At 75.7% G+C, this 14,649-nt stretch carries 5 protein-coding genes; 3 read left to right on the top strand and 2 right to left on the bottom strand.

The genetic code is table 11. The features are described 5' to 3' along the window. Positions 1-7 precede the first annotated feature (7 nt). Both DNL40_RS06325 and DNL40_RS06320 read right to left on the bottom strand, forming a co-directional pair. Positions 8-5,395, bottom strand: a complete 5,388-nt coding sequence (locus DNL40_RS06325; RefSeq protein WP_111250402.1) for a DUF6531 domain-containing protein — start codon at positions 5,393-5,395, stop codon at positions 8-10. 113 nt (positions 5,396-5,508) lie between these two features. After that, positions 5,509-5,790, bottom strand: a complete 282-nt coding sequence (locus DNL40_RS06320) for a pyrophosphorylase (RefSeq protein WP_111250401.1) — start codon at positions 5,788-5,790, stop codon at positions 5,509-5,511. A 212-nt stretch (positions 5,791-6,002) separates the two neighbouring features. On the opposite strand from DNL40_RS06320, the gene DNL40_RS06315 reads away from it, so the two are divergent. The 3 genes from DNL40_RS06315 (at position 6,003) to DNL40_RS06305 (ending at position 14,645) form a co-directional block, all read left to right on the top strand. Continuing rightward, complete coding sequence (locus DNL40_RS06315; RefSeq protein ID WP_111250400.1) at positions 6,003-8,900, top strand: hypothetical protein; 2,898 nt, start codon at positions 6,003-6,005, stop codon at positions 8,898-8,900. Positions 8,901-8,947: 47 nt separating this feature from the next. After that, entirely contained in the window at positions 8,948-10,297 is a 1,350-nt protein-coding gene (locus DNL40_RS06310; RefSeq protein WP_179950969.1) for an ABC transporter substrate-binding protein, read from the top strand. A gap of 76 nt (positions 10,298-10,373) precedes the next feature. Then, entirely contained in the window at positions 10,374-14,645 is a 4,272-nt protein-coding gene (locus DNL40_RS06305) for an FtsK/SpoIIIE domain-containing protein (RefSeq protein WP_111250398.1), read from the top strand. The last annotated feature ends 4 nt before the right edge of the window (positions 14,646-14,649 follow it).

Genomic DNA, 14,649 nt, shown 5'->3' with positions numbered 1-14,649 from the left:
CACCGGGCTAGAGGCGCCCGTCGGTGGCGCCCCGCAGGACGCCCGGGGCGGGATGCCCCGGACCCGCCGTGACGCGCACCGAGAACCACGAGTCCGTCGGGTCGCCCACGTCGGCGGCCGTCCCGTCACGGAAGAGCACCGCGTCACCGGGGACGCCGGCGACGCTCTCGACCTCCCCCGGCGCCACGACGCCGACCCCGGACGCCGACGCGGCTCCCGTGCCCGGCCACCCCGAGCGCTCGACTCCCGCGACCCCCGGGACGGCGAACCGACCGGTCGCCTGGACGGCAGCCGGGCCGGCAGCCGGGCCGGGAACGCCGAGGATCCCGGACCTCTCTCCTCGCACGGCACCGGACGGGGCGCCGGCCGGGGCTGCCCCCGCCGCGCCGGTGGCCGAGCGAGCGAACATGTCCGTCCGGCCCGCCCACCACGCCAGGACGCCTGCGCCTGCGAGAGCGACCGCGGCACCCGTGATCGCGTGGACGCCGAGCCGCGCCCAGTCGACGTGCCCGGCCAGCGCATCGTGCGCGGCGGCATCGTGCCCGGCGACCACCTCGTGACTGCCGGCCGGCTCGTGCCCGCCGGCGAGGAGCCCGCCCTGCGCACCTCCAGGCGACCCGGACAGCACGGTCTCCGCCGGCCCTGCCACCCCGGCGAGCATCAGGGCCGCACCCGCTGCCGCGAGCGCTCCGGCGGCGACGTGCTCCGGCCCGCCGGCCCACCCGTCGGCCGCACCCGCGGCTCCGGCCAGCCGGCCCTGGGTGCCGGTCGCGTACGCCAGCAGCTCTGCGTCGGTGACCGGACGCAGCCCCAGCGGGTCGCTCGCGTGCAGCGGGTCGTTGCCGGCGTAGGAGTACGGGTTGCCGGCCCAGCCGGAACCGAGCACGGCCGGCAGCGGGTCGGTGGACAGGAAGCCTCGCGTGCTCGGGTCGTAGGCCCGTGCGCCGAGCCACTCGAGCCCGCTGATCGACAGCCCGCCCGTGGGGGTCAGCGACAGGCCGTGAGGCAGCCCGGCGTCGGGCAGCTCCACGAGGCGGTCGACCGCCCACGGGTCGTCGGCGGCCGAGGAGCGCACGGTGCGCCACCCGGGCTCGACCCAGGTGCCGCCGACGCCGGTCGCGCCGCCCGGCGTGGTCAGCACCGGGGTGCCGGCCACCGAGACCAGCGCCGGCACGGACGCGGCCGTGTCCCACCACACCGGCGCGCCGTCCACCTCGGCGAGCTCTCCCAGGGCGTCCACCCAGAGCGTGGTCTCCTCCAGCGTCACGCCCTCGGCGTCCTGGCGCACCACGCGCTCCAGGCGGCCGACGTCACCCCAGGCATACCGGACCGACGTCCCGTCGCCGGCGGTCACGGCGGTGCGGCGGCCCAGCCCGTCGTAGGCATACTCGTCGCGTCCCTGCCCGTCCAGGGCGTCGTCGGAGAGCACCTCCAGGAGCTGCCCGGCCGGGTCGTAGCGGTACTGCCGCACCAGGCCCGGTCCCTGCTCGCGCACCAGGCGCCCGGCGACGTCGTACTGCCACGTCGTCGCTGTGCCGTCCGACCGGCGCACGGACACCAGCTGGTGGGCGTCGTCGTAGGCGTAGACCGTCGGTGCCCGCGGGCCTTCGACGCGCACCACACGCCCGAAGGCGTCCCGGACCAGGCGGGTGCTCTCCACGCCACCAGGAGCCATGCGCGCGTGCTCGGTCACGTACCCGTCCCCGTACTGCCACGACTGGAGCACCCCGCCGGCCGAGCAGCGGGTGACGCGCCCGGCGGCATCGTAGCTCACCGTCGCCTCCCCGGTGCCGGGCCTTCCCACGCTGGTCGCGCGGCCCGCGGCGTCGAGCCCGTAGGTGGTGCGCACACCGTCCGGGGCAGTCATCGCGACCCGGTTCCCGTCGGCGTCGTACTCCCACGTGAGGGCACCGTCGCCGCGGGTGCGGCGCACGAGCAGGCCGCGCCTGTCGTACGTCAGCCGGTGCTCCACCGGCACGCCGTCGGGCCGGGTGGTGTCCGTGACCACCACGGTGCGCGAGCGCGGGTCACGCGCGACGGTCGAGACGGTGCGACCGTCGACACGGACGGCGCTCTCGCGGCCCGTGGCGTCGAACTCCCACTCGGTGACGCGTCCGTCCGGGTCGCGCTGCCACACCCGGCGCCCGGCGGCGTCGTACCGCGCCCGCGTGGTGCGACCCAGCGGGTCCGTCACGGAGGTGACCCGGTCGAGCTGGTCGAAGGTGCGGCGGGTGACGCCGCCGGCCGGGTCGGTGACGGCGACCACGCGGCCGCGCTCGTCGTGCTCGAACCGGGTGACGCCGCCCAGCCCGTTGACGGTCGCCACCAGCTGGCCCGCGGCGTCGTACCTGTACCGGCGCTGCCCGTACCAGGAGTCCTGGCTCCAGGTGAGGCGCCCCGCCTTGTCGTAGCCGAAGCGAGCCACGCCGCCGCCGGGCACGTGACGGGCGGTGACACGGCCGACGGCGTCGTACTCGATGCGCTCGACCTCGCCGGTGGGCAGCGTGCGGGCCACCACGCGCGAGTCGGCGTCGTAGGTGAGCGTGGTGCGCGCCCCGGCGGCGTCGGTGCGCGCCACCGGCCGCCCGCACAGGTCGTACTCGTAGGTGGTGCGCGCCCCCGACGGCGAGACGACGGCGACCACCCGGCCTGCCGCGTCGCGCTCCAGGCGCGTCAGGCCGCCCTCGCCGTCGACCAGCTCGATGGGCCGCCCGCAGCGGTCGTAGACGGTCAGCTCGCTCGACCCGTCAGGCGCCTCGACGGTGGTGGGCCGGCCGTACTCGTCGAACGTGATCGTGGTGGTGGCGAACGCGTCGCGCAGCTGCGCGGTGCCGCCCGCCCGGTCACGGGCCACCTCCTGGCGCACACCGGTCGGGTCCACCACGCTCGACAGGGCACCGGTCGGGTCGTACTCGCGGCCCCACACGTGCCCGGACGGGTCGGTCACCTCGCGCAGCCGCGAGAGGGCGTCCACGCTGAACGCCCACTCGGCGCCGTCGGGCAGCCGCACCCCCGCCACGTTGCCCTGGTCGTCGATCATGCGCGTGGTCGCCCGCCCCAGAGGGTCCACGGTGCGGACCAGGTCGCCGCTCGGGCCGTACTCCAGCTCGGTGCGCGCCCCCAGCGGGTCCACGACGGCGCTGACCTTGCCGCCGGCCGTGTGCTCGAAGCGCCACACGGCCCCGTCCGGGTCCTGCCTGGCGACCAGCAGCCCCGCGTCGTCGTACGTGTAGGTGGTCCGTGCCCCTGACGGCGAGACCGCGGCCACCGGCCGGCCCGCCCCGTCGCGCTCGATCCGGGCGACGTCGCCCAGCGCGTTGGTGGTGGAGACCAGGTCGCCGAGCTCGTCGTACTCCAGCCACACGGTGACGTCGGCCGGGTCCACCACCTGGGTCAGCAGCCCGTCCTGCCAGACGAGCTCGGTGCGCCCGCCCTCCGGGTCCACGATCACCGAGGGGTCCCGCTCGACACCCACGTACTCGTAGGTGACCACCGCGCCCGACTCGGTCACCACGGTCACCACCCGGTCGAGGTCGTCGTAGCCGTACGTGATGTCGGCGCCCGACGGGGTGACCGTGCGCACGCGCCGCCCCGCCTCGTCGTAGGCGTGGACGGTGGTGGCGCCGTCGCGCTCGGTGACCGACACCAGGTTGCCGTGCGGGTCGTAGCTCATCGACTGACGGCGGTCCTCGGCGTCCAGGACGCCCACCACCCGGCCCTTGGCGTCCGACTGCCAGGCGTTCGAGCGACGCCCGTCCTCGTCGGAGACGAGGGTGACCCGCCCCGGCAGGTACCCGAACCGCACCCGGCGCCCGTGCGGGGTGCTCTGCTCCACCACCCGCCGGCGCTCGTCGTAGGTGTTGACCGTCTCGACGACGCCGGAGGCGCCGACGACCGCCTCGATCAGCCCGGCGGCGTTCCACCGGTACGAGCGGGTCCCCAGCGCCGAGCGCACGGCCACCAGCCGGCCGTCGTCGTACCCGTACTCGAGGCGGCGCCCGTCCGAGCCGGTCACCGAGGCGACGCGCCCGTCCGCGTGCTCGACGTCGATGCGCCGGCCGCGCTCGTGGACCAGGGCGGTCACCCTCCCCTCGGCGTCCCGCTCCGCCAGCACGGCGGTGCCAGGGCCCGTGCCCGCTCCCAGCCAGGTACCCGCCCGGGAGAAGGCCCACCAGCCTCCCGCGTTGTCGCGAACCACGAGCAGCTCGCCGCTCGTCCCGGCCCGCTCCAGCACCGGGAAGGCGAACGCATCCTCCACGCCGAGCCAGTAGTTCTCCCCCACGCCCCGGTCCCAGCCGTCGGCCAGGCGCGGGAACCGGACCTGGCGCCCGTCCGCCATCGTCAGCACCGCGCCGTCGTCACCGATCTCCAGCGCGGTCTCGAGCACCGACGTCCAGCCCGGGCCGAACAGCCCCGACCGCTCGTCCAGCGAGTTGTACGTGCGCTCCAGGCGCAGGCTGGTCGACGCGCCCGCGAACGCCAGGTCCACCTCCGTCTCCAGGAAGTTCCCCGTCGAGGTGTTGACCGGGTCGAGGGCGTAACCGGTGGTCGGCGGCGCCCCGAACGCCTGCGGCGGCGCGACGACCAGCTCCTGGCGGGAGGCGGAGACGCCGCCCGCCTGCAGCGCGAGCGCGAGCGCGGCGTCGGACACCGAGAAGACGACGCCCTCGCCACCGGCCGCGGCGAACGCGTCCGCCACGGTGGTGGCCCAGGCGACGTCCTCGTCGTTCGCGGCCAGCCAGCGCTCGAGGCCCGTGACCAGCCCGTCAGCGTCGATCCGGCCCCACTGGCACCGTGCCTCGAAGTCGGCCAGGCGCGCGCTCAGGGCACGCGGCCTGCCGGCGAGCACCAGGTCCAGGCGCGAGGACCCGGAGGCGAAGGTGCGCAGGTCGTCCGGACGGGCCGAGGACGTGCCGCCGCTGCTCCCGCCGGCACCCGGCCGGGGCGTGTGCCGCGGTCGCGGCGAGACGCTGCGCGCGGGGAACACGGGTGCGGGCTCGACCGGGTCTGCCGGCGGCGGTTCCTCGCCGAAGACGTCGTCCCAGGTGCTCAGCACCCAGCTCGCGCGCCGCTCCTGGACGCGGGCGTGCCACTCCCGTGCGCGTCGCCGTCGCTCGTCCTCGCGCCGCGCCGACTCCTTGAGCACGCCGGCCCAGCCGGCCACCTCGCGCAGCCCGGCCACCAGCTCCCTGGCGTCGGCCGCGGCCGTCTCCGCGTTCTCGGCGAACAGCCGCGCGAAGTACCCGCGGAACTCCTGGGCGGCCGTGCTCACGTAGGACGCACGAGCCGCGGCCTGGCCCTCGATGGCGTCGGCCGTGGCACGCAGCGCCGCGACCAGCGCGTCCGCCGTCCCCTCGTCGAACCGGAGGGGCTCGCGCCCGTGCAGCTCACTCACGCGTCAGATCCCCCGCACGCTCAGACATGTCCCCCTGCACCCCTACCCGCTGCACCCCCACCCGCGGCGCCCACCGCCCCTGCCCGACCGGCGGGCCGCGGGTGCCGGAGGTGTCAGGCGCCGCCGCCGGCGGTGAAGATGTCGTGCGAGATCCGGTCGAGCTGGGTCCGCAGCTGCTCCAGCTCGGCCTTGGCCTTGTCGAGCGCGGCCTTCGTCTCCGGCCAGGTGGAGCCGCGGAACTGCGCGGCGAGCGGGCCGTCCCACACGTTCGGGTCGGAGAGGATGCGCCCCTGGGCGTCCAGCTGGCCGATCTGGTCGGTGAACCCGCCGTTGATGACGGACTGCATCTGCCGGATCGCCGTCTTGGCCTGCTCCGTCGAGAGAACGCGCGACATGTGGGACCTTCCGCTCCGTGAACCACCCCTGTGCCGACCTGACCAGGTACGACCGCATTGACACTATTCGCGCCGGGGGCCACGTCAAGCGGCTGCAGGCTCTTTTCCGCCTGCCAGCGGGTGAACTTCCACAAGACTCCTCAACTCGTCTAGACCCGCCCGAACCGGCCCATATCATGCTCCCGGACACGCCACCCGGGGGAGCAACCACCATGACCAGCGGCAACACCCGCACAGCCGGCTACCGGGCCCGACGCCCGCGCCGGGTCGCCGGAGCCACCGCCGCGAGCGCCGTGGTCGTCGCGCTCCTGGCCACGGCGTGCACCGCGCCACCGACCGTCCAGAACCCGTCGAGGGTGCTGCAGTCGGTCGAGGCGTCGCTGTCGACGGACGGCTCCGTCACGGGCCTCGCGAGCACGGCCGTCTACGTCGACGACGTCGCGGGCGCCTCGTCGAGCTCGCAGACGTCGTTCGAGCCGAAGGACGTCGTGGACGCCCTGCCGGTCCGGGTCACCACCCGCTACCGGACGGCGGACGGGTCGGGCACCGACCTCGCCGACCTGGCGGGCCGCACGGGGCGGCTGGAGATCACCCTGACGGTCGAGAACCTGACCGTGGCGCCGCGCGAGCTCGTCTACGACGCGGCCGGCCAGTCGCGGACAGCACCGGCGCTGGTGGGTGCGCCGTTCAGCGTCGCCGCGTCGACCGTGCTGGAGGGGGTCGCCCCCAGCCGCGTGGTGACCGAGACGACGGACCAGGGGCGCGGCACGAACGGGATCGTGAGCGCGACGCCCGAGGGTGACGCGGTCGTCCAGTGGGGAGCGCTGCTCGCGCCCCCGCGGTCGGGGGCGAGCACCACGCTCCAGCTCGTCGTGGACGCGCACGACTTCGTCCCCCCGCGCTTCGACATCGCGGCCCAGCCGGGGCTGTCGACGGACCTGTCGGTCGACGGGGTCCTCGCCTCGGCGTTCACCACGGGGCCGACCTCGGAGCTGGCTCTCCAGCAGCGCACGATCGAGCTGGTCGGGGACGTCAACGAGGTGCTCACCAGGGCGGGGCAGACCATCACCGAGGTACGCGCCAACCTCGACACGACCTCGCAGACGCTGGGCGCCAACGCCGCCCGGCGCCTGAGCCAGAGCAGCGGCTCGCTGGCCGGCACGATGCAGGAGCTGGACCGGCAGCTCGCCGCGCTCCGCTCGGACCTGGAGTCGACCGCCACCGAGACGCGCTCGACCGTCCTGGAGCAGATGCGCGAGGCCGTGACGAGCGTGGACGACATGCTTGGCGACACGTCCGCCGAGGCGCCGCGCATCGAGCTGTCGGGCACGGGGTGCGCCGCCGAGGCGCAGGCCCCGCTGGCCCCGTCCGACGTGTACTCGAGCCTGCTGCTCGTCTCCGCGCAGCTCGACGGCTATGCCCGCGCGAACGCCCGCTGCCAGCGTGAGGTCGTCGCCGCGCTGGAGGCGATGGTCGGGCCCGAGACGCCCGACGAGGCGCAGTGCGTCCAGCCCTCCATGACGTGCGCCCTATACCGCTCGTCGTTCGCGATCAGCACCGCGCTCATCGCGCTGGTGACCAGCGGCGAGCAGCTCGTCGAGGAGCTCCAGCCGGAGATCGTGGACCCGGCGATCGCCAGCTATGGCGACGTCTCGGAGGGCGTGGACGCCGTGGTCGGCCAGCTCGCCACGCTCTCGAGCGAGGTGACCGAGGGCAGCCCGGACGGCGGTGCCCTGCAGGCGCTGCGCGCCTCGGTGGACGCCCTGCGCACCGACCTCACGGGTCTCGCTGCCCACACGGACGCCCTGCGGGGCAAGGCCACGGAGCAGGTCGAGGCGATCGGTGCCGACGACGAGCCCGGCACCACGCTGCGGGGGCAGAACGCGGCCCTCGCGGAAGAGGTGTGCGCGCTGGTGGCCCGCCGAGAGGGCGGGCGCGGGCTGACGCCGGAGCAGGCGGACCGCCTGGTCGGCTCCTACCTGACGGGCGAGACCTGCCCGGCACCGCCGGCGCCGGAGCCCTCGGCACCCCAGGGCGACGAGACGGGCGGCGCGGAGGCCGAGCCGGCCGAGGACGCCCCCTCCCCCTGGTGGTTCCGCAAGCGGACCGCCGGCGCGGAGGCGACCCCGGCCCCGTCCGAGGCGCCGTCCGACGACCCCTCGGCGCCTTCGACGAGCCCGTCGGCCGCCCCTTCGGCGACGCCCACCCGTCCCGCGCCGGACCAGCCCATGAGCGCACGGCTCGCCGCCCAGGCGCAGGCCTGGGACGAGCTGCGCGCCCTGGCGGACGAGACCGGGGCCGCCGTGACCGCGACGCTCGAGAGGGTCGACGCCCTCGGCGGCAGCCTCGACGGCACCACGGGCACGGTCACGGAGCTGCAGGCCCTGGCCGAGGGCCTGCGCGAGAGCGCCGACGGGCTGCAGCGCCGGCTCGACGCGCTGCGGTCGCAGCAGAAGCAGCTCGTCGACCGGCTCGAGGCGACCGTCGACGCCGCGGACCGTGCATCGATCGAGCTCCCGGCGCAGATCGACGACTACCGCACGGCCGTCTCCGCGCAGGGTGACGCGGACGTCACCAGGGTGCAGGCGGCGTTCGAGCGGTCGGTCGCGGGCCTGCGCTCGACGCGTGACGACGTCGCGCAGGACGCCCGCAGCACGATCGAGGGCCAGCGCGAGACGCTGCGGGAGCACGGCGAGCAGCTCACCGCGGCCCTGCACGAGCAGACCGTCGCGTCGCTGGAGCAGATCGCCGAGAGCACGTCGGCCTCCACCCGTGACCTGCAGGGCGCCACCGCTCTCCTGGTGGCGGACCTCTCGCGCGTCATGCTCGACCTCGGCGACCGGCAGGTCAACGGGTCCGGCCTGCTCGGGTCGATGTCCACGAGCGCGGCCAAGGCGGGCAGCGCCGACGTGCAGCTCGCCCTGGCGTCCCAGAACGCCGCCGGGTACGCGAACATCCGTGGCCAGGACGTGGCGGGGCTGATGCTCCGGCAGGCCCAGTTCGAGGCATCTCTCGACGCTGCCGCGTCCATGCCGCCCTTCCAGCTCGAGGTGCCGGCCGGGGCCACCACCCAGACGTTCTACTCCTTCCGCCTCGGGGGCGGGCGTTGACGGAGCCCGCCTCTGCCACGCCGTCGCCGGGTCCGGCGGGTAGCGCGGTGACCGAGTCCTCGCCGCGTCCTCGTCCGGGGCCGCGGAGGCTGGTGCTGCTCGCGGCAGCAGGAGCCGTGGTGCTGGCGGCGCTGGTGACGGGCGTGCTGCTGCTGGTCCGCGGAGGCTCGTCGGCGTCGGACGCGGCCGCGGCGACCGTCCCCGTGGCGCTCACCGCCCCCGGCGCACCTGCGGGCACGACGATCGGTGTGGTCGTGACGCTCGGCAGCGACGAGAGCCAGGGCGCCGGCTGGAACCGGGCCGCGCAGGGAGCCGCCGTGGCGGCCCACCGGTTCGGCCTGGGCGGGACCGACGTCACGCTGCTGACCCTCGACGACCAGGGCACCGTGGAGGGCGGCCGCGCCGCCGTGCAGCGACTCGTCGACCGCGGCGCGTCCGGCGTCGTGCTGGCCACCTCGGGCGACCACGTCCAGGGCGCGCTCGAGGCCTCCGCGGCCGCGGGCGTCCCCGTCGTCATGCCGTACGCGGACGGCGAGGCGGCCGGTGCCGACGTCTGGTCCACCGCGCCGGACGAGGAGCAGGTTGCCGAGGCGCTGGCGGACGCGCTGGGCGGCGCCGAACGGCCCCTGCTGGTGGACGCCGGCGGATCGGTCCCGGCTGCCCTGCCGACGGCGGGGTCGCTCGCCTTCCGGCCCGGCGACGACGTCACGAGCCTCGGCCAGGAGGTCGCCCGACTCACGGGGGCAGCCCCCGCCGCCCCCGAGGACCAGACGCAGGGCGAGGCGGGAGGCGCGACGTTCGACGCGGTGGTCGTGGCGGGACCGCCCACGCAGCAGGCCGTCGTGGTCCAGGCGCTGCAGGCGGCTGACGTCACGGCACGGGTCGTGCTGACGCCCGAGGCCACGAGCCCCGCGTTCGCCGGTGCGCTGCAGGAGCGCGGCGGAGCCGTGTCGAGCGAGCTGGTGACCGTGGGCGCCGACTGGGACGACGCCGTGGCGCTGCGCCAGGACGCCGCCGGCCGGGCGATGTCGGCGTTCCTCGGTGCGGTGCGGCTGCTCGCCGAGGAGCCGGCCGCGACCAACCTCACCGAGGACGTCCCCTTCGCGGAGGTCGCCGGAGCGGCGGACTCGCGCAGCCACGACGCGGTGGTCGCTCTCGTGCGCGCGGTGGCGGCGGCGGAGAGCACGGACCCGGGGAAGGTGGCCGACGCGCTCGGAGGGCTGCGGCTCTCGGCCCGTGACGGTGTCGCCGGCCCCGCGCTCGACCTGACCCGCCGCGCGGTCCTCGACGGCGAGGTGCGGCCGCTGCACGCGTCCGCGCAGGACCTGGGGCTGCGGCCCGCGGCACAGGACGGCACGGTCCGCACGGTCTGGTTCCCCGCACCCGTGGCACAGTGATCCCCGCGCCTCCCACGGGAGCGAGGACGAGAACGAGGAACTCCCCGCGTCAGCGGGCACCGAGAGGGACAGGCACATGCGAGTGCTCATCGAGCTGGACGGGCAGCGCTCGAGCGTCGACCTCGACCGGTGGCAGGGCTCTGCCACCCTCGCCGACCTCCTGCAGGCGGTAGGTGCTCCGGCGGCCGCCGGCCACGACGTCGTGCACGTCGACGACACGGCCGTCCCGGTGAGCACCCCGCTGTCCGAGCTGCCGCTGCTGGAAGGCACCCGGATCGCTCGCACGCCGCGCCCACGGCGCTCCACGGTGAGCGGGTGGAGCGTCACCCTGGGCGGTGGCCTCTCCGCCGGGCGCGTCGTGGAGGTACCGCGCCACCGGCAGATGGTGGTCGGGCGCTCGCCCCAGGCGGACCTGGTCCTGCCGACGGTCAGCGGGTCCTGGCACCACTGCACGCTCGAGCTGGAGGCAGACGGCGTCCGTGTCCGCGACGCCGGGTCGACCAACGGCACGGTGGTGGCCGGGGAGCCCGTGGACGCAGACGGCGTGCTCGTCACGGGACCCACCACCGTCCTGGCGGGAGGCTCCGTGCTGCTGGTGCGCCCGCACCTCGAGGAGACGCTCGCCCCCGCTCCGGGGAGCCTGCGCAACCTCACGCCCGCCTTCACCGCCCCGTTCAACCGACCGCCCCGTCCCGGACGCCCGGCGCAGGCGGGTCCCGTGCTGCCGCCCACCCGCAAGGAGGTGCCCCCGGCTTCCCGCTTCAGCTACGTCACCGTGCTGGCGCCCCTCGTGCTGGCGGCGGCCATGGTCATGATCATGGGTGACGCCCGCTACGCGTTGTTCGCGGCGCTCAGCCCCGTCATGGCCGTGGGCATGTACGTGGAGCAGGCGCGGCGGCGCAGCAAGGGCGTGAAGGAGGAGGAGCAGCGGTTCGCCGAGGAGGTCGCCGCGTTCCGGTCCGACGTCGCACGGGCGGCCGCCGCCGAGCAGCGCCGGCGGTGGGAGATCGTCCCCGACCCGGCCACCGTGATGCGCCGGGCCGTGCTGCCCACGACGCGCCTGTGGCAGCGCCGGGCCGACGCGGACGACTTCCTGGCCCTGCACGCCGGCACCGGCGACGTCCCGTGGCGACCCCCTGTCGACGACCGTGGCGCGCCGCGCCTGGACGACGCCGTCCGGCAGGTGCTGGACGACAGCCGCATGCTCGCCGCCCCTGTCACGGTCGACCTGACCGACGCCGGCGTCGTGGGCATCGTGGGCGACCGGCCCGGAGCCCTGGCGCTCGCGCGGAGCCTGCTGGTGCAGGCGGCCGTGCACTGCGGCCCCGCGGACCTGACCGTGGGCGTGTTCTGCGACGCCGGGCGGGAGGACGACTGGGCGTGGGCGTCGTGGCTGCCCCACACCCGACAGGCGGGCGCCGGCACCGGCCAGCGCTGGATGTCGAGCGACCGGCAGGCCAGCACGGCCATGCTGGGCACGCTGCGCGACAAGGTGGACGAGCTGCCCACGCCGGCGATGCTGGTCGTGCTGGACTCCGAGGTGCTCACCGAGGGGCGTGACGCCCCGGCCCGGGCGCTGCTGGGCCGCGGCAGGTCGGCACCGGGTGCGGCCCAGGGCCCGCACGAGCGCCCGCGCCGGGTGGCAGGGATCGTCCTGGCGGCGTCGGAGGAACAGCTGCCGGCCGCGTGCACCACCGTCGTCGTCGTCGACGAGGACGCCGCCGCCACCGTGCACCACCCCGAGAACCTCACGCGTGTGGAGGACATCGTCGTGGCCGGCGTGGACCTCGAGACCGCCGAGGAGTGCGCCACGAGCCTGGCCCGCTTCGACGACCCGGAGCTCGTCGTGCCCGGCGCCGCCCTGCCGTCCCTCGTGCGGCTGCCGGCCCTGCTCGGCGCCTCGCGCCCCGACTCGCGCGTCGTGCGCTCCCTGTGGTCCTCGGCCACCGGCGTCTCGACCCCGATCGGGCGCACCGAGAGCGGCGTGCTGACCCTCGACCTGGTCGCGGACGGCCCGCACGGTCTCGTCGGCGGCACCACAGGGTCCGGCAAGAGCGAGTTCCTGCGCTCCCTCGTCGCGGGGCTCGCGGCACGCAACGATCCCACCCGGCTCAACTTCATCCTCGTCGACTTCAAGGGCGGAGCCGCGTTCAAGGCGTGCGAGCGCCTCCCCCACACGATCGGCACCATCAGCAACCTCGACGAGCAGCTCGCAGAGCGCGCGCTGCGTGCCCTCGAGGCGGAGATGGAACGCCGCCAGCGCCTCTTCGCGCAGGCGGGGCCCGAGATCGACACCCTGGACGCCTATCTCGCCACGAACCCGGTCGAGCCGATGCCGCGTCTCCTGCTCGTGGTGGACGAGTTCGCGATGCTCGCCAAGGACTTCCCCGACGTGCTCTCGTCGCTGGTCAGCGTCGCGGCGGTGGGCCGCACGCTCGGGGTGCACATGATCCTGGCCACCCAGCGGCCCGCCGGCGTGGTCAACGACGACATCCTGGCGAACACCAACCTCCGCGTGGCGCTGCGGGTGCAGAGCCGGGACGACTCCGTGAACGTCGTCGGGGTCCCTGCGGCGGCGGGCATCAACCGCTCCCAGCAGGGCAGGGCGTACGTGAAGCTGGGCCAGGACGAGATCGTGCCGGTCCAGACCGCCCTGGTTACGGGTCACGCGGACGAGCGAGCCGCCGGGCGAGTCGAGGTGCGGGAGACCGACCGGTTCGGCGTGCTCCTGACGCCATCCGCCGACTCGGCGCCACGCGCCTCGGACACCAACGACCTGGACCTGCTGATCGACGCGATCCGTGCGGCGAACGCCGCCGAGGGTTTCGCCCCGCCCCGCAGGGTGTGGCCCGAGCCGCTGGGCGAGCGGGTGCCGCTCGACGGTCTCGCGGGCGGTGCGCCCCGGTCGTCCGACGAGCCGCGCGTGGGCGGGGTGCGCGACGGGGTGATCACCGTGGCTCTCGCCGACGAGCCGGAGATGCAGCGCCAGGTCCCGGCGGGCTGGGACCTGCGCCAGGGCAACCTGCTGCTGATGGGCATCCCCGGCAGCGGCACCACCACCGCTCTGGCCAGCATCGCCCTGTCCGTCACGGCGCAGGTCTCCCCGCAGGACCTCGACCTGCTCGTGCTCGACCTCGGCTCCGGCGGCCTCGCACCCTTGGCCGCCCTCCCCCACACCGTCGCGTATGTGGGCACCGGGCCAGGAGCCCAGGAGGAGCAGGCACGGTTCCTGCGCCACCTGCGCACCGAGCTGGACCGGCGGCGCGCCGACCCGGCGTCGGCCCGCCGCGCGCTGGTGCTGCTCGACGGCCTGGCGGCGCTGCGCGACGAGCACCAGGACTACGAGGGCCAGCAGCTGCTCGACCTGCTGTACCGCGCGTACGCCGACGGCCCCGCGCTAGGGCTGTCGTTCGCGGTGGCGACCAACCGCGCCAAGGCGGTGCCGTCCGCGATGGACGAGGTCACCACGCAGAAGTGGCTCTTCCGCCTCGCAGACCCCTACGACTACGCCTCCCTCGGGGTGCGGGGCACCCACGTGCCGGCTCCCGTCCCCGGGCGGTTCGTCGATGCGGTGTCACGGCGGCAGATGCATGTGGCCACCCCCGGCGAGCCGCTCGACGCCGCGGTGCAGCGGGTGGCTGCCGCCTGGCCGGACGCGCCGCGCAAGGGCGCCGCGATCCGTCGTCTGCCCGAGCAGGTACGCGTGAGCGAGCTGGGCGCGCGACCGGTGCTGGACGGCGAGCCGTGGCTGCTGCCCGTGGGAGTCGCCGAGGACGACCTGTCCGTGGCCCGGCTCGAGGTCTACGAGGGCGAGCACGTGCTGGTCGCGGGCCCCGCCCGGTCCGGCAAGTCCACGCTGCTGCTGGCCCTCGCCGAGTCGCTGCGCGGTGCTGGCCCCGGGGCCCCGGCCGTGTGGGGTGTGTGCGACCGGCGTTCACCGCTCGCGTCCGCACCGCTCGACCGCGTCGCCGTCGGGGCGGACGACGTGCCGGCCCTCATCGCCGGGGTGCGCATGCACCGCGGCCCGCTGGTGCTCCTCGTCGACGACGCCGAGCGCTTCGAGGACGCCGACCAGTCCATCGCGTCCCTGCTGGCCGCAGACCGCCCGCAGCTGTGCGTGGTGGCGGCCGGGCGTTCCGCCGACCTGCGCGCCGCGTACGGGCACTGGACGCGCGCCGTGCGCAAGTCCCGGTGCGGGGTGCTGCTGCAGCCCGACGTCGACTACGACGGCGAGCTGCTCGGGGTGGCGCTGCCGCGCCGCGCACCGGTCGCCATGAGCACCGGCCGCGGGTACGCCTGCGTGGGCGGGGTGGCACGGCTCGTCCAGTCGACGAGCCCGGGCCGATGACCTG

Origin of the sequence: Xylanimonas oleitrophica, assembly GCF_003244315.1 — a bacterium.
Taxonomy (GTDB): Bacteria; Actinomycetota; Actinomycetes; order Actinomycetales; family Cellulomonadaceae; genus Xylanimonas_A; species Xylanimonas_A oleitrophica.
The sequence above is the reverse complement of the archived record's forward strand: the minus strand, read 5'-3'. Positions and strand labels throughout refer to the sequence as shown.

Excerpts from the sequence above, each read along its gene's own strand:
- DNL40_RS06320 (WP_111250401.1), bottom strand. The coding sequence starts at position 5,790 with ATGTCGCGCGTTCTCTCGACGGAGCAGGCCAAGACGGCGATCCGGCAG.
- DNL40_RS06315 (WP_111250400.1), top strand. The coding sequence starts at position 6,003 with ATGACCAGCGGCAACACCCGCACAGCCGGCTACCGGGCCCGACGCCCG.
- DNL40_RS06305 (WP_111250398.1), top strand. The coding sequence starts at position 10,374 with ATGCGAGTGCTCATCGAGCTGGACGGGCAGCGCTCGAGCGTCGACCTC.